The sequence below is a fragment of the Streptomyces sp. NBC_00659 genome, from assembly GCF_036226925.1.
Taxonomy (GTDB): Bacteria; Actinomycetota; Actinomycetes; order Streptomycetales; family Streptomycetaceae; genus Streptomyces.
In genome coordinates this window covers 1,475,050-1,490,041 of record NZ_CP109031.1, presented here as the reverse complement: position 1 = coordinate 1,490,041, position 14,992 = coordinate 1,475,050, and the positions used below count along the sequence as shown (strand labels likewise).

15 protein-coding genes and 1 pseudogene are annotated in these 14,992 nt (G+C 69.8%); 9 read left to right on the top strand and 7 right to left on the bottom strand.

Annotation, left to right across the window (positions count from 1 at the left end; genetic code table 11):
* Positions 1-6 precede the first annotated feature (6 nt).
* On the bottom strand, positions 7-1,002 hold the full coding sequence (locus OG410_RS06305; protein WP_329298218.1) for an O-antigen ligase family protein: 996 nt from the start codon (positions 1,000-1,002) through the stop codon (positions 7-9).
* A 291-nt stretch (positions 1,003-1,293) separates the two neighbouring features.
* Here OG410_RS06305 and lnt point away from each other — a divergent pair, with 291 nt between their 5' ends.
* The 4 genes from lnt to OG410_RS06285 all read left to right on the top strand — a co-directional run bounded on the left by lnt (position 1,294) and on the right by OG410_RS06285 (position 6,354).
* Positions 1,294-2,904, top strand: coding sequence for an apolipoprotein N-acyltransferase (gene lnt, locus OG410_RS06300; RefSeq protein ID WP_329298217.1), 1,611 nt, complete (start codon positions 1,294-1,296; stop codon positions 2,902-2,904).
* Between the two features lie 56 nt (positions 2,905-2,960).
* Positions 2,961-3,434 carry an NUDIX hydrolase gene (locus tag OG410_RS06295; protein WP_329298216.1) on the top strand — a complete coding sequence of 158 codons (474 nt, stop codon included), beginning with the start codon at positions 2,961-2,963 and terminating at the stop codon, positions 3,432-3,434.
* Between the two features lie 60 nt (positions 3,435-3,494).
* Positions 3,495-4,295, top strand: coding sequence for a 3-hydroxybutyrate dehydrogenase (locus tag OG410_RS06290; RefSeq protein WP_329298215.1), 801 nt, complete (start codon positions 3,495-3,497; stop codon positions 4,293-4,295).
* A 133-nt stretch (positions 4,296-4,428) separates the two neighbouring features.
* The gene (locus tag OG410_RS06285; protein ID WP_329298214.1) at positions 4,429-6,354 is read left to right on the top strand and encodes a helix-turn-helix domain-containing protein; all 1,926 of its coding nucleotides are present in this window, start codon (positions 4,429-4,431) and stop codon (positions 6,352-6,354) included.
* A gap of 49 nt (positions 6,355-6,403) precedes the next feature.
* On the opposite strand, the gene OG410_RS06280 is transcribed toward OG410_RS06285, so the two are convergent.
* The 6 genes from OG410_RS06280 to OG410_RS06255 all read right to left on the bottom strand — a co-directional run bounded on the left by OG410_RS06280 (position 6,404) and on the right by OG410_RS06255 (position 10,915).
* Positions 6,404-7,789, bottom strand: a complete 1,386-nt coding sequence (locus OG410_RS06280) for an MFS transporter (RefSeq protein ID WP_329298213.1) — start codon at positions 7,787-7,789, stop codon at positions 6,404-6,406.
* 520 nt (positions 7,790-8,309) lie between these two features.
* Complete coding sequence (locus OG410_RS06275; protein WP_329298212.1) at positions 8,310-8,783, bottom strand: hypothetical protein; 474 nt, start codon at positions 8,781-8,783, stop codon at positions 8,310-8,312.
* 249 nt (positions 8,784-9,032) lie between these two features.
* The gene (locus OG410_RS06270) at positions 9,033-9,740 is read right to left on the bottom strand and encodes an alpha/beta fold hydrolase (RefSeq protein WP_329298211.1); all 708 of its coding nucleotides are present in this window, start codon (positions 9,738-9,740) and stop codon (positions 9,033-9,035) included.
* Between the two features lie 210 nt (positions 9,741-9,950).
* Positions 9,951-10,385, bottom strand: a complete 435-nt coding sequence (locus OG410_RS06265) for a ribosomal maturation YjgA family protein (protein ID WP_329298210.1) — start codon at positions 10,383-10,385, stop codon at positions 9,951-9,953.
* A gap of 36 nt (positions 10,386-10,421) precedes the next feature.
* Entirely contained in the window at positions 10,422-10,610 is a 189-nt protein-coding gene (locus tag OG410_RS06260) for a hypothetical protein (RefSeq protein WP_329298209.1), read from the bottom strand.
* A complete protein-coding gene (locus OG410_RS06255; protein ID WP_329298208.1) occupies positions 10,607-10,915 on the bottom strand; it encodes a hypothetical protein in 309 nt (102 codons plus the stop codon). Before OG410_RS06255 ends, OG410_RS06260 begins: the two co-directional genes overlap by 4 nt.
* Before the next feature lie 484 nt (positions 10,916-11,399).
* Here OG410_RS06255 and OG410_RS06250 point away from each other — a divergent pair, with 484 nt between their 5' ends.
* From OG410_RS06250 to OG410_RS06230, 5 genes and pseudogenes are all read left to right on the top strand, one after another.
* Entirely contained in the window at positions 11,400-11,936 is a 537-nt protein-coding gene (locus OG410_RS06250; protein ID WP_329298207.1) for a DinB family protein, read from the top strand.
* Between the two features lie 281 nt (positions 11,937-12,217).
* Positions 12,218-12,664: a hypothetical protein gene (locus tag OG410_RS06245; RefSeq protein ID WP_329298206.1), complete on the top strand. Its 447-nt coding sequence runs from the start codon at positions 12,218-12,220 to the stop codon at positions 12,662-12,664.
* A gap of 14 nt (positions 12,665-12,678) precedes the next feature.
* On the top strand, positions 12,679-12,915 hold the full coding sequence (locus OG410_RS06240; RefSeq protein ID WP_329298205.1) for a hypothetical protein: 237 nt from the start codon (positions 12,679-12,681) through the stop codon (positions 12,913-12,915).
* A 238-nt stretch (positions 12,916-13,153) separates the two neighbouring features.
* Complete coding sequence (locus OG410_RS06235) at positions 13,154-13,810, top strand: hypothetical protein (protein WP_329298204.1); 657 nt, start codon at positions 13,154-13,156, stop codon at positions 13,808-13,810.
* Between the two features lie 39 nt (positions 13,811-13,849).
* Positions 13,850-14,827: pseudogene (locus tag OG410_RS06230) on the top strand (IS701 family transposase); the annotation flags it as partial.
* Positions 14,828-14,992: the final 165 nt, after the last annotated feature.

The following is a 14,992-nucleotide window of genomic DNA, read 5'->3' as shown; positions in this document are numbered from 1 at the left end:
TGCCGTTCACGAACCGAGGTGACCGCCGGGGTGCCGGGCCGGGACCGGGACGGTGTCCGGCTCCCCAGAGGTGAGCGGTCGTGCGGTCGCGAACCCGGCCAGCAGTCCCGCACCCGCGGTCACCGTCATGAAGCTCAGCGCGTTGCCGATCGACGCGATCGCGGCCACCGCCGTCAGGGCCGCGCCCGCCGTCAGCGCGATCGGTGTGGTGCGCGGCGAGCGCAGAAGCGCGTACAGGACCCAGCAGAACGCCACCGCGAGCAGGAGCACTCCGGTCAGACCCTGTTCGGCGGCCTGCTGGAGGGGTGCGGAGTGGGGTTTGCCGTCGGGCAGCAGGGACTGGGTCACCGTGGGGCTGAGCTCTCCGTAGCGGCCGGGCCCGACCCCCAGCACGGGGTCGGCGCGGGCCATGCGCAGGGCGTCGTGCCACAGCAGGACGCGGTGCTCGGTGAGCTGGCCCTCCAGGGAGGCGGTCAGTCCGCCCGGCAGCGCGTCCTCGCCGATCGCCCAGGCCGCCCCGGTCACCAGGGCCGCGGCGGCCGCGAACCCCGTCAGGCCGAGGGCCCGGCGGCGTACCCGGGCGGTGGCGAGCGAGCACAGCAGGACCCCGGTGCACAGGACGACCGCGGTGGTGGAACCGAGGAGTGCCGCCGTCACCGCGGTCCCGGCGCCCGACAGGCGCAGCGCGAGCCGCAGGGCGGGCGGGCGCGCGGCCCAGGCCGCGCAGCACGCGGCGCCGCAGGCGAGGGTGAGCAGCGCGGCCGTGGCACCGGTGTGGCCGAGCTGGAGGCTGATCTGCGGGCCGGGCGTGGCGATCGCGAGGCCGAGTCCGGCCGCCGCCGCGGCACAGGGGGCCGCCACCGGCAGGAGCGCTCCGGAGATCCGTCCCGCGGCGTAGCCGGCCGCCACGGCGAGCACCGCGAGGAGCATGCCCTCGGGCCGGCCCTCGTGAGCCGCCGCCGTGATCAGCGACCAGGCGGCGCAGGCTGCGAGCACGATCATGCCGGCGACGTCCGAAGCGTTGCGTCTTTCGCCCGTGGCCACCGTTTCGGCCGTGGACGTCGTCCCCGCGGAACCCACCCCCGTCGCCCCCCGACTCTGCCCGGCCCTGGGCGCCGTCACCGCATCAGGCCGCACGTCAGAGGCTCGGCCACACCGTAACGGGTGATGCGCCGGTTTGGGGACCCGTTGTGCAGGAACGTTGCGGCAGGTCCGTGCGAGGCGACCCGACGAGGGGTGGGACCGCGCAGGCCGAGCTGTCCGCGCCCTGGTCAGGCGCCGTACACTCCCCGAGTGACCGCCACCGCAACCACCGTAGACGAGCCGGAACAGCTCGAACCCCAGGCCGTGCCCGCCCCGCGCGGGTCAGCCCTGGTTCGTCGCCTCGTCCCGGCCGCCGCCGCGGCGCTCTCCGGAGTGCTGCTGTACGTCAGCTTCCCGCCACGGACCCTGTGGTGGCTCGCCCTGCCGGCCTTCGCGGTCTTCGGCTGGATCCTGCGCGGTCGCTCCTGGAAGGCCGGACTCGGCCTCGGCTATCTGTTCGGCCTCGGATTCCTGCTGCCGCTGCTGGTCTGGACCGGCGTCGAGGTCGGCTCCGGTCCCTGGCTCGCCCTCGTCGCCATGGAGGCGGTCTACGTCGCCCTGGTCGGCGCGGGGATCACCTTCGTCTCCCGGCTGCCCGGATGGCCGCTGTGGGCGGCGACCCTGTGGATCGCCGGGGAGGCGGCACGCGCGCGTGCGCCCTTCAGCGGCTTCCCCTGGGGGAAGATCGCGTTCGGCCAGGCCGACGGCGTGTTCCTGCCGCTCGCCGCGCTCGGTGGCACTCCGGTGCTCGGCTTCGCCGTAGTCCTGTGCGGCTTCGGGCTGTACGAGATCGTCCGTCTGGCCGTCGAACGGCGCGACACCGGCGTCCTGCGCCGCGGCGCGGCCGTCGTGGCGCTGCTCAGCGTCGCCGTCCCCGTCGTCGGAGCGCTCGCCGCGCGGATGCTCGTCAGCGACAAGGCCGAGGACGGCACGGCGACGGTCGCGGTCATCCAGGGCAACGTCCCGCGCGCGGGACTCGACTTCAACGCCCAGCGGCGCGCCGTCCTCGACCACCATGTGCGGGAGACCGAGCGCCTGGCCGCCGAGGTCAAGGCGGGCAAGAAGCCCAAGCCCGACCTGGTGCTGTGGCCGGAGAACTCCTCCGACATCGACCCGTTCGCCAACGCGGACGCCAGCTACGTGATCGACCAGGCAGCCAAGGCGATCGGCGCCCCCGTCTCCGTCGGCGCGGTCGTCGAGCGGAACGGCAAGCTCTACAACGAGCAGATCCTGTGGGACCCGGACAAGGGTCCGGTGGACACGTACGACAAGCGGCAGGTCCAGCCGTTCGGCGAGTACCTTCCTCTGCGTCCGCTGCTCGGCGCCATCAACAAGGACTGGACGAGCATGGTCCGCCAGGACTTCAGCCGCGGCACCGAGCCGGGTGTGTTCAAGATGAACGGCACCGGTATCGGACTCGTCACCTGTTACGAGGCGGCGTTCGACTGGGCCGTGCGCAGCACCGTCACCGACGGCGCGCAGATCATCTCGGTGCCCAGCAACAACGCGACCTTCGACCGCAGCGAGATGACCTACCAGCAGCTCGCCATGTCCCGCGTCCGCGCCGTCGAGCACAGCCGCACCGTCACGGTGCCCGTGACGAGCGGTGTCAGCGCCGTGATCATGCCCGACGGGAAGATCACCCAGAGGACCGGCATGTTCGTCGCCGACTCGCTCGTCCAGAAGGTTCCGCTGCGTTCCTCCGAGACCCCGGCCACGAAGCTCGGCATCGTCCCGGAACTGATCCTGGTGCTCGTCGCGGCGGGCGGCCTCGGCTGGGCCGCCACGACGGCGGTCCGATCGCGGCGGAACACCGTTTAGACCGGGTCTCCGTGCCCGCGCGGAAGCGGGCGAATCGCGCGGATAGGGTCGGGGACATGCCTACTCCCGACTTCATCCGCGAGATCCGGGCCTTCGCGGGCCACCAGCTCCTCTGGCTCCCCGGGGTCACCACCGTGGTCTTCGACGACGAAGGCCGTGTTCTGCTCGGCCAGCGTTCCGACAACCACAGGTGGGCGCTCATCTCCGGCATTCCGGAGCCGGGGGAGCAGCCCGCGGTCTGCGCGGTCCGCGAGGTGTACGAGGAGACGGCGGTGCGCGCCGAGGTCGAGCGCGTCGTCATGGTCGCGGCCGGGGAGCGGGTGACCTACACCAACGGCGACGTCTGCCAGTTCATGGACACCACCTTCCGGTGCCGAGCCATCGGCGGGGAAGCCCGCGTCAACGACGACGAGTCGCTCCAGGTGGGCTGGTTCGACGTGGACGCCCTGCCGAAGCTGCAGGACGACGCCCTCATCCGGATCAAGCAGGCGCTGCTTGACGAACCCACATGGTTCGAGTCCATGATCTGAGGGCGAAGTGTGTGTGCTGACCACATCGGTGGTGGCCTGAGCGCTGCCTAGGGTCGAGGCATGACCGCGCCCAGCGCCCTCCCGGGCCCCCACGCCTTCGCACTCGACCTCGGTGGCCGCACCGCCCTTGTCACCGGCGCCGCGAGCGGCATCGGCCGCGCCTGCGCGCTGCGGCTCGCCGCCGCCGGGGCCAAGGTGAGAGCGGTCGACCGGGACGCCGAAGGCCTGGAAACCCTGGCCGAGCAGACCCACGGCCTGGCCGGCACGGTCGAGCCGCACGTCCTCGACCTCACCGACCTCGACGCGGCGGAGCAGGCCGCGGCCGGCACCGATGTCCTCGTGAACAACGCCGGTCTGCAAATGGTCCGCCCCATCGAGGAATTCCCGCCCGACGTGTTCCACACGGTGCTGACCGTCATGCTGGAGGCGCCGTTCCGGCTCATCCGCGGGGCACTGCCTCATATGTACGGGCAGGGCTGGGGTCGCATCGTCAACGTCTCCTCGGTCCACGGACTGCGCGCCTCGGCGTTCAAATCGGCGTACGTCGCCGCGAAGCACGGACTCGAGGGGCTCTCGAAGACCGCAGCCCTCGAAGGCGCCCCCCACGGAGTCACCTCGAACTGTGTGAACCCCGCCTATGTGCGCACCGCACTCGTCGAGAAGCAGCTGGCCGATCAGGCGCGTACGCACGGCATCCCGCGAGAGCGCGTCCTGACCGAGGTCCTGTTGCGGGACAGCGCGGTCAAGCGGCTCATCGAGCCGGAGGAGGTCGCTGAGGCGGTGGCCTATCTCTGCGGTCCACAGGCGGCTTTCATGACCGGAACGTCGCTGGCGCTGGACGGGGGCTGGACCGCGCACTGAGCCCGAGCCGGCCCAGCTCGAACCGTGCCGCACGCGGGCCGGGGACGAGTTGTCCACAGGGCCGAGGCGTTGCCCTGCGGATAGTTGTCCACAGGGCCGGGGCGCCGGCCCGCATCTGCGCGATCCTGTTGCCATGTCTCGCGATCACCTGCCATCAGCCGAGCGCTCCGCCGACAGCGCGGAAGCGCCGTTCCTGGAACTCCTGGCCCGAGGAGCGACCGCCGACGCCTACGAGCAGCCGGTGCTGCTCGCCCGCGCCGAGGGTCTGCCCGACGGGCGCGTCGCCGCGCTCGAACAGGCCAAGCTGCTCGCTCTGCGCGTGCGCACGGAGATAGAGGGACGGCGCCGCCGCGAGGCCGAACTCTCAGCGCTCTTCGAGACCGCGCACGACCTCGCGGGCCTGCGTGACCTCGACGCCGTACTGCGGGCGATCGTGCAGCGGGCCCGGTCGCTGCTGGGCACGGACATCGCGTATCTCAGTCTGAACGACGCGGCCAGGGGTGACACCTACATGCGGGTCACCGAGGGCTCGGTCGCCGCGCGTTTCCAGCAGCTGCGGCTCGGCATGGGAGAGGGCCTCGGTGGACTCGTCGCACAGACCGCCCGCCCGTACGTCACCGACGACTACTTCAAGGACGAGCGCTTCCAGCACACCCGGACCATCGACGCGGGCGTACAGGACGAGGGGCTCGTCGCGATTCTCGGGGTGCCGCTGATGATCGGGCCCCAGGTCATCGGCGTGCTGTTCGCGGCGGACCGCAGGGCACGGGTCTTCGACCGGGAACAGATCGCCCTGCTCGGCTCCTTCGCGGCCCTGGCCGCGGCGGCCATCGACTCGGCGAACGCACTCATGGAGACACGCTCCGCCCTGGACCGCCTCGGCCGGGCCAACGAGATCATCCGGGACCGCAGCGCGGTGATCGAACGCGCCTCGGACGTCCATGACCGGCTGGCCGAACTCGTGCTGCGCGGCGGGGGTGTCCACGACGTCGCCGCCACGGTGTCCGAAGTCCTGGACGGCACCGTCGAGTTCACCGAGCCGGGCGGCACACCGCCCATGGCCGTGGAAGCCGCCCGCGCCGACGGCCACGCCGTACGGCACGGCGACGACTGGGTCGCCGCGGTGGCGGCGGGAGGCGAACTGCTCGGCGCGCTCGTGCTGCGCGGGCATCCCGGCCTCGACCCCGTCGACCAGCGCACCCTGGAGCGCGCCGCGATGGTCACGTCATTGCTCCTGCTCGCCAGACGCTCGGCCTCCGAGGCCGAACAGCGGGTGCGCGGCGAGCTGCTGGACGACCTGCTGGACACCCGGGACCGCGATCCGGGGCTGCTGCGGGAGCGGGCGGCGCGGCTGCACGCCGATCTGGACGGACCCCATGTCGTGCTGGCGGCCCGGCTCGACATCGTGGCCGCCGACGCCGGCCAGGAGGCGGGTGCGCGCAGACGGCTGTGGTCGGCCGCGTCCCATCTCGCCGCCACCCGCCATGGACTGGCCGCCGCCCGCGACGGCGGCACCGTCCTGCTGCTCCCGCTCGGGCCCGGCGACACGGCGACGACTCTGGCCCGCCGCACCGCCAAGGAGCTGGGCACCGCCGTTCAGGAGGCGGTGACCGTGGGCGCCTCCGCACCCCTGGACCGGCTCGCGACGCACCCGGAAGCGGTGGCCGCGGCATACACCGAAGGGCAGCGCTGCCTGGAGGCGCTGCGCCTGCTCGGCCGGGCCGGCGACGGCGCGGCCGCCGAGGACTTCGGCTTCCTCGGGCTGCTGCTCGCCGGGGACCGGGACATCTCCGGGTTCGTCGGCCGGACGATCGGCGGAGTCGTCGCCTACGACGAACGGCGTGGCACCGACCTGCTGCGCACCCTCGACGCGTACTTCGCCAGCGGTATGAGCCCGGCGCGTACGAAGGACGCCCTGCACGTGCATGTGAACACCGTGGCGCAGCGGCTGGAGCGGGTGGGGCGCCTGCTCGGAGAGGACTGGCAGAGCCCGGCCCGCATATTGGAGATACAGCTCGCTCTGCGACTGCACCGGTTGTCGTCGTACGGACCGCGCTGATCCCCGCACACGGCATCGCGTGCGGGGACCGGGGAGCGCGGGCGCGCGGTCAGACCGTACGGGCGTCCGCCGGCGCGATCGGGGCCGGCTGATCGTCGGTCACGTCCTCGACGGCGGACAGGTCGCGGTCGCGGGTCTCCTTCGCGAAGCCCACGGCGATCAGGGTCAGCAGAACCGCCCCGATCACATACAGGGAGACGGGAGTGGAACTGTCGTACGAGGAGAGCAGGGCCGTCGCGATGAGAGGTGCGGGCGCGCCCGCCGCGACGGAGGCGAACTGAGCCCCGATGGAGGCACCGGAGTAGCGCATCCGGGTCGCGAACATCTCGGAGAAGAACGCGGCCTGGGGCGCGTACATGGCGCCGTGGAGGACCAGGCCGACGGTGACGGCGAGGATCAGGTTCGCGAAGCCGCCGGTGTCGATGAGGGAGAAGAACGGGAACATCCAGAGGCCGACACCCGCGGCGCCGAGCAGATAGACGGGGCGGCGGCCGATGCGGTCGGAGAGGGCGCCCCAAGCCGGGATGACGGCGAAGTGCACGGCCGAGGCGATGAGAACGGCGTTGAGCGCGGTCTGCCGGGAGACGCCGGCGGAGGTGGTGGCGTACACGAGGATGAAGGCGGTGATCACGTAGTAGCTGATGTTCTCGGCCATGCGGGCGCCCATCGCGACCAGCACGTCACGCCAGTGGTGGCGCAGGACGGAGACCAGCGGAAGCTTCTCCGGCTCGTCCGCTCCGGCCGCCTTGCGGGCCTCGGACCGCGCCAGCGCCTCCTTGAACACCGGCGATTCGTCGACAGACAGACGAATCCACAAACCGACGACGACCAGCACACCGGAGAGGAGGAACGGGACGCGCCAGCCCCAGGAAAGGAAGGTGGCGTCCGACTGCGTGGCGGTGAGCAGTGACAGGACGCCCGTCGCCAGGAGCTGGCCCGCGGGAGCTCCGGTCTGCGGCCATGACGCCCAGAACCCCCGCCGCTTCGCGTCGCCGTGCTCGGACACCAGCAGGACCGCACCGCCCCATTCGCCGCCCAGTGCGAAGCCCTGCACCAGACGCAGTGCGGTGAGCAGGACGGGGGCCGCCGCACCGACGGTCGCGTGCGTGGGCAGCAGACCGATGGCGAAGGTCGCCCCGCCCATCAGCAGCAGACTCAGTACCAGCAGCCGCTTGCGGCCGAGCCGGTCGCCGTAGTGTCCGAAGACGAGCGCGCCCAGCGGCCGGGCCGCGAATCCGACGGCGTATGTCAGGAAGGAGAGCAGCGTGCCGACCAGCGGGTCGGAGTCGGGGAAGAACAGCTTGTTGAAGACCAGGGCGGCGGCCGAGCCGTAGAGGAAGAAGTCGTACCACTCGATGGTGGTGCCGATGAGACTGGCGGCGACGATGCGCTTGAGGCTGGCGGGGGGTGGGGGAGCGGTGGTTCCGGAGTCCATGTGCGCCACTTCCTCGTGTGCGGTGGGGACGGGTACGTGTCGGCACACCGTAGAAACATGCAGGTCAGGCGGACATGTGGCGGGGCGACATAGTTCGAGGCTTGCTTATGCGTGCGGCCACCATGCCGGCTCACGGAAGGGGGGTCGGGGCTCGAAGGTGATCGAAACGAGCGTTGTCCGGGACGCGCAGTTCGGGGTGATTTGACGGTGGGGTGCTGACTCCCGTGCTGGTTCGGTGCTGACCAAAAGCCCATGTCATCACCCGTGTTCACCCCTCCCGTGCTGACTTGGTGCTGACTGCGCTCCGTTGAACTCGGGCGTCTGGGGCTGATCGGCTCAGAGTCGTTGCGTGGTAGGCGACCAGCCTGAGAGGCCGAGCCGCTCAGCCGCCGTGGGCACGGGCAAGGTGCTGCGCCTGGGCGCAGTGCGCGTTCGGCCCAGCAGATTCTTCGTCTGCTGGTGGTACACGCGGGGCGGCTGCGTTGATCTGCGGAAACGAGAGCGCTGTCGGTGATGGCCGTCAGCTTGGTCCGGGAATGGTCCGGATCTTGCTTGACGGAAGACCTCCGCTCGCGCGGAGTGGACACCGTGCACCGCACGAGGAACCGCGCCCGCGTCGGAGCGCCTTCGCTCGCGCCGGAGATGCATGATTCATCTGTGCTCCCTCGCTGATCGTGGTGGTTTTCATCGTGTTCTGCTTCTTCTCGCCGGAGACGAGCGTGCAGCGGCTCGGCCGGTGGGTTTTCGGGCGGCGGATCTGGGTCTGGGTCCCGTCGATTCGGAAGGTCACGCCCTCCGTATCGTCGTAGGCGAACACATCGGCCAACGTTCGCAGGCGCAGTCCGGGCTTGTCGGGGGCAGCGAAGCCGCAGTCGGCAAGCGGTGGGCGCATCTCGCCGATGGCCTCGGTGGCGGTGGAGCGGCCGACCCCGTACAGCGCGGCGGGCCTGGCGTGTGGGAGCTGAGTGCGCAGGTGGGCCGGCGCGACCAGCATCCGGTCGGTGAAGACCAGTTCGTGCTTGCGGCCCGCCCCGATGCCACGATGACGTTTCCTTTCCCGCCGCTGATGCAGTGCCGATTCCCGCCGGCCTGCAGCGGCCCGGCTAACTCCTCGGTCAAACCGCCGAGATGTGCACGCGAGACGCCCGTGAAGGCAGGATGGGACAAGGCTGTACGGGCCCACTTCTCGGTCACGCTCGAACAACCCGCGCGGCTGTCCCCACGTCACGGCTGGTGACCGTGCTCATGGTTGGCGGGCAGGACGGAAGTTCTCCTGCAGGAACGCCGAAACCGCCTCGGTGAACGCTTCCGGTGCTGCGTGGTGGATCAGGTGTCCGACCGGGATGGTGACCACTCGCCCGCCGGGGATGCGGCGGGCCAGCTCGGCGACGCCGTCCTGGGGGACATGGCTGTGCGGGCCTCCCGCGAGCACGAGGGTCCTGGCGCTGATCCGGCTGAGTCGCTCCAGCCACCTGGGGTCAGGCACATCGATCTGCCGCCTGATGGCCGGCACCATCTCCCAGTCGAAGGTCAGGGCGCCGTCCGGCCTGGTCGGGGTGGTCCGCTCCCGGGGACGCGGGAAGGGAACGTCCTCCAGGACGAGCCGGCTCACCCGCTGCGGATGGTCCTGCGCGAGCAGGTAGGCCACGATCCCGCCCATGGAGTGCCCGATCAGATCCACAGGGCCAAGTCCCAGCGCGTCCAGGAACCGGAGCACATCGGCCTGCATGAGTTCGAGGGAGTAGTCCCCCGGCCAGTCGCTTCGGCCGTGACCGCGAAGATCGAGGGCATACACCCGTCGGCTTTGGGCGAGGACCGGCACAACCGCCTCCCAGTCGGTGGCATCCTCACCCAGCGCGTGCAACAGGACGAGCGGCGGAGCATCCGGCGGACCCGATATCCGACAGGCCAGCCGGACCCCGCCGACGTCGACCGAGCGTTGATCAACCATGTCCGGAGGATAGGCGGACGGATCCTGCCGCAGGATCGGCGTTCACCAGCGGCCGAACCACCGTCCTCGGTCAGCATCAGCACCCCGGGTCCTCAGCCACACGGTTCCGGCCCTGATCTTTGAATTGCCGACAACGCTGTTATCCCTGCGGACCTGGTGTCCGACGCTGTTCACCGCTACTCGTCCTCCTTCGCCGCCAGGAGGCCGGATTCAACCGGGCGCTGTACGACGACGTGCCGGATAGGGGCCCACAGCGGTGTGGACGAGCCATCCCGCTCCCGCACCGACTGCGTACCAGAACAGGTCGGGTGGATTGAAAGTGGAACCGAGCACGAGGCGGGCAACGGGGCTGCGTTGGGAGAGTTCCGCTGTCATCTCGCTGAGTTGCAGGAACTCGACGCCCCAACTGACGGCCAGTGCGCCTCCGGCGGCCGTCAGGGGCGTCACTCGTGGCGCCACCAGAACGACAAGGGCGAGAAGCAGGACGGTGTACAGCGCGTCGCCGCCGTACTTGGCCAGGCTTCCCGTGGCCACCGCCCGGAGTCCCAGCCCCGCGCCGACGGTCACCACCGCGGCCCCGGCTGCCGCCAGACGGATCCGTGCCGGTTCGACGGCGTGAGTATTGGTTCCGGGGATGAAGGGCACAGAGGCATACTGCCGGGCGATCGGTGCTGTACGGACCTACATTCCATCTGGGGCGGATGGCAGCCGGGCTTTTGACCAGGGGTAGGCCGCCCATCCCTGGTCGAGGACCGGGTTGCGGTCGCACTCGTGTCCGTTGAGGTATTCGTTGAGCGCCCACGTGGAGCGCTGGGGGTCGGCCGCCCGTTCCAGAAGCAGCGAGCTGGGCGTGGTGTCGGTCAAGGTCACCAGGCGTTCGATCTCCTGGGCTCCGACGACCGTGGTCGGGATGTCGGCTGTGGGCAGGTCCACGTGGGGGGGGGCAGGTTGGCGTTGGCGACGGGGAACGGCTCAAGGGTGACGATCAGCGCCTGACGCGGACGGTCGGTCGGGATGCCGGCGAATGCCGGATTGCGCTCGTCGATCTGGGCCGAGGTGGTGTTGACCTGACGGTAGGCGCGAGCCAGTTTGCTGTCGGTCTCCGCCACTCCGTCTTCCAGGCCGAGCCGGGCGTTCTCGGTCGGCATCATGGACTTGACCTCCACGAGCAGCACCAGATCGTCGAACGTGGTGGCCTCTGGCCTGCGCGGATGGATCTTTCAGCGTCCTACTGGATCATGCCGCGCTATGCAGCCGATTCTCCCCACGTGCTCCCCGGTGCCGCCCGTACTCCCCAGATTCTCCCCAGCGAGGGTGCCCCGAAGGGATCCGCGCCACGTGTGCTCGTGCTCGACTGGCGGCCGGTGGAAGTCACTATGGGTTACCTCTGAGATGTCGTCCATCGGCCTCCAGGCGAGTGCATTTCGCGGTCGCCGATCGTGCGCCCGCATGGGTTCACCGGGTTGTGTCCAGGCAGTCTGCGACTCACAGCGGCACCTGGCCACGTTCGGTGCGGCGTCGAGCGATGAGTTCCGATACGAAGAGAGGTCTCCTTGGTCAGGTGTGCCCCCGAGGTGCCGGTAGAGACGCTGCTCGGTCCTCGGATCGTGGGTACGTACCAACTCGGCCAAGACTGATGCCCAGCAGGGAGACCCCAGCGTGAGCGACCTTGTCGTCCAGAAGATCGTCCGGCCCGAGCGTGCGCTATCGGGCGCGTGGTTGGAGGTGATCGCCTCGAATCTCGACTACCACCGAGCGACCTTCCTGTGGAAGTGCGAGGGTCTCTCGGATGCACAGCTGCGGCTACGCGCTGTGGGGTCGTCGGCGTTGACCCTGCTGGGGCTCATGCGCCATCTGCAGGGGGTCGAGCGTGCCTGGTTCCAGCGGACGTTGGCCGGCACGACGCCTTGCTTCTTCCCGTATCGGACCTATGCCACTGCTGACAGCGGCGAGTGGTACGACGAGTCGGACGCCACGCCGGCCAGGGACGTCTACGCGGACTACCTGAAGGCATGCGAGGAGTCGCGGCAGGTGTTTGCGAGGGTGACCGTCGATCTCGCGCGAATCGTGCCGAACCCGGAATTCGGTGACACCGACGTGCGGTTTGTCCTTGAGCACGTGATCGAGGAGTACGCCCGCCACGTCGGCCACGCGGATCTCCTCCGCGAGGCCATCGACGGCACTACCGGCGAGTAGCCCGACCGCTGAGCCCTACGAGGCATTCCTGGGCTCGTCAAACGATGTGCTTGCCGGAGTCATGGCATACGGTTTCTGCAACTCCCGCTACGCTCCCGCCTCATGGGAACACCCTGGGCTTCCATCATCGCCGGGTCGACGGCCGTCTTCAGCGCGGTCGCTACCGGGGGCGCGTGGCTGGCGGCGCGCCGTGCGAACGCCACCCCGGACGCGGTCGCGCGCGCATCGAGCGGGACCGTTGGCACGCCGACCTGCTGCCACAGTTCAGCGTGAGGATCGAGATGGGTGAGGGCGACCGAGCGACGCTCAGCGTCCGGCTCGTCGACCCGCTTCCGCTTTGCCATCTCGACGAGATCCGCATCGAGGTCGCGCAGAGCGACGACATGGACTACACGCCCCGACTCGCTGGGGGACCGACCGAGGAGCAGGTGGCCGCCCAGGTATGGGGGCCACTGCGGTTCGTGCCCGGCTCCGACGGCGCGGACCGCAACGGGCATACGGTCGCCCCGTTCGCTCTCGCCGTGGGCAGGGGGCGGCCGTTCGCGTTGGAGCGCACGCGCTCACCGTTCTGGTGGGAGGGCAACGACCGGGAGGAACGGTGGCGGGACAAGTGGCTCAACCTGCCGATGCGCTTGGTCCTCACCTGCCGTCGAGAGGGTTTCGACCCGTGGGCGGTCCCGTACGAGGTGGACGTGCCGGAGGTGCCGCGGGTGCGGTTCGTTGGTTGACCCTGCTGGGGTTGATGACGACCAGACGTCCGTCGAACGGACACCCCGGTTGCCAACTGGTTGCCGAAGGGCCGCTGACGGGGCCGCGCGGGCAGTACGTCAACTCTTACAGCCCGGAGCAGCAGCGTCAGCGCGTCCGGCAGCTGCGCGAGCGCGCCAGCGACCTGCGTCGCGAAGCCCTGGAACTGATGTGGACGGCCCGGGAGATCGAGCAGCAGCTGCCCACCGGCGGCGACTCCCAGGATACGTAGCCGCGCCCTGCTCGCGTCCCGGTTTCCTCTCGCAGCAATGGTTGAGCGTTCTCACCGAATATTGAGTGCCTGACCGTAGTTAAGGCCAGGCGTCGGCTCGGCCCGGCTGAAATCTGGGCTGAATGCGGTGTGAACGAGTACCCCTCTCGCTAAAGTGATCGGCTGAGTCTGGTTAACTGACCTTTCGCTGGGGCGCTTTGGCAACATGAGGGACACGCGCGTGGGTCGAGGCGAGGTAATGCTTCAGGTCGCTCGGGCCGCTGCTGCGACAATCCAGCCAGAGTTACAGCAGCGGCTCCTCGCGGTATACGGAACGGGCTGGCTGGCCGCGGTGAACGAACGTCGTCAACGGGAAGGCCACAAACCCGGGCGAGGTTTGGAGGACCACAGGTTTTGCCTGTTCGTTTTCGGCCACGACCCAGCGACGGTGCGCTGGGCGGAGGAAGACTGGCGCCGCAGTGCTCGGCAGCTTGGCGCGCTCTCCAACCGCATCGTGCACGATGAAACACTCACTCCGGCCGACGAAGATCGGGCACAGTCGATCGCTCGCGCAATGCATGACTGGACCTTGGCGGGCACTTCGCCCGTCAGTGGTAAAGACCTCAGGAGCGAGTTGCGAGTGCCGTCCGGAAAGGCCACCTCCGGCGGTGAGGTCGAGGTAAGGCTGACCGAGCGCAATGGCAACGGACGATTGTTCACTGTCAAGGTCCGGCTACCTGTCGGTGTCACAAGCGGAGACCTGTTGAGGGTTCCTGGTCGCGGCGCACCGGTACCGGAGGCGGACCTAATGGCGATCTCTACCTGCGCATCCGCGTCGAACCCTGAACACCCGATTACCGGTAGTTCGTTAAATCCGGTGGTGGCGTGGGTTGACGGCAGGCCGGGTTGGTCGTAGAGCGGTGGTAGGAGTCAACTGGCTTGCTGGGGGCTGAAGATGACCGCTCGCCGTCCGTGTCCGCCTGCCCCGGGGGTTTCGTGAGTACCTGACCGGGCTGCTGGCGCCGCGGGAGCGGAACAAGACGATCACCTGCCTGGCAGGGGCGGAGCCGGTGGCGGGTGCGAGGATGCCGGGGTGCAGCGGCTGCAGTTCTTCCTGCCCGAGTCGCCCTGGGAGGCCGAACTGGTCAACGACCGGCGCCTTGAGCTGCTGCACAAGGTGCCGGCGACGGCTCCGCACGACGGCGGGGTCATCGTGATCGATGATTCGGGGGACCGCAAGGACGGCACGGCGACCGCGCACGTGGGTCGGCAGTGGCTGGGCCGGTTGGGCAAGACGGACAACGGCATCGTCACGGTGACCACGGTGTGGACCGACGGCCGCGTGTACTACCCGCTGCACGCGACTCCCTGCACTCCCGCCCACCACTTCGCCCGCGGCCGGTCCGACCCGGCCTTCCGCACGAAACCTCAACTGTCCGCTACCCTCGCGGCCCGAGGCAAGGAGGCGGGCTTCGGCTGCCGAGCGGTGGTCGCCGACTGCGCCTACTCCGTCAGCGACGACTGGTATCTCGCACTGCGAGCGGCCGGCCTGGCCTACGTGGTAGCCCTCAAACCGTATCGCGGCACTTGGGCCCCGGCCGGCCGGCCACACACCCCCATCGACGCCGCACACGCCCTGACCTGGCGCGATGCCAGGCATCCAGGCGATTGGACATCCGTTGAGCGTCACTTCCGCGACGGGCACACCGAGATCTGGTGGGCCGCCGATGCCCGCCCGGGCGGCTACGGCCCCGACTCACCCTGCCGGCTGGTCGTGGCGACCACCGATCCGGCCACCCTGCCAGAGAAGGCCACCTGGTACCTGGCCACCAACCTGCCCCACCTCGACGCACCCCACGCCGCCACCAGCCCGCACCCGCCGGCCGACCTCGCCGAGACCGTCCGCCTTTACGGCCTGCGGCCCTGGATCGAGGTTCGGAGCCGCGAGACGTTACTGGATCAAGATCCAGTAACGCGTGTGTGGACGTCCTTCTGAAGCTAACGCCCCCCAGGACGTTCAGTACCGCCATCGCCGGTCGTACTCGTCCAGCGGATGAGGGACCGCCAGGGCATGGCAGAGCGATGTCGTCGTGCAGGT

Excerpts from the sequence above, each read along its gene's own strand:
- OG410_RS06235 (WP_329298204.1), top strand. The coding sequence starts at position 13,154 with ATGCTTCAGGTCGCTCGGGCCGCTGCTGCGACAATCCAGCCAGAGTTA.
- OG410_RS06280 (WP_329298213.1), bottom strand. The coding sequence starts at position 7,789 with ATGGACTCCGGAACCACCGCTCCCCCACCCCCCGCCAGCCTCAAGCGC.
- OG410_RS06305 (WP_329298218.1), bottom strand. The coding sequence starts at position 1,002 with ATGATCGTGCTCGCAGCCTGCGCCGCCTGGTCGCTGATCACGGCGGCG.
- OG410_RS06245 (WP_329298206.1), top strand. The coding sequence starts at position 12,218 with ATGGGTGAGGGCGACCGAGCGACGCTCAGCGTCCGGCTCGTCGACCCG.
- OG410_RS06290 (WP_329298215.1), top strand. The coding sequence starts at position 3,495 with ATGACCGCGCCCAGCGCCCTCCCGGGCCCCCACGCCTTCGCACTCGAC.
- OG410_RS06285 (WP_329298214.1), top strand. The coding sequence starts at position 4,429 with ATGTCTCGCGATCACCTGCCATCAGCCGAGCGCTCCGCCGACAGCGCG.
- OG410_RS06295 (WP_329298216.1), top strand. The coding sequence starts at position 2,961 with ATGCCTACTCCCGACTTCATCCGCGAGATCCGGGCCTTCGCGGGCCAC.
- OG410_RS06270 (WP_329298211.1), bottom strand. The coding sequence starts at position 9,740 with ATGGTTGATCAACGCTCGGTCGACGTCGGCGGGGTCCGGCTGGCCTGT.
- OG410_RS06240 (WP_329298205.1), top strand. The coding sequence starts at position 12,679 with ATGACGACCAGACGTCCGTCGAACGGACACCCCGGTTGCCAACTGGTT.
- OG410_RS06275 (WP_329298212.1), bottom strand. The coding sequence starts at position 8,783 with ATGCTGGTCGCGCCGGCCCACCTGCGCACTCAGCTCCCACACGCCAGG.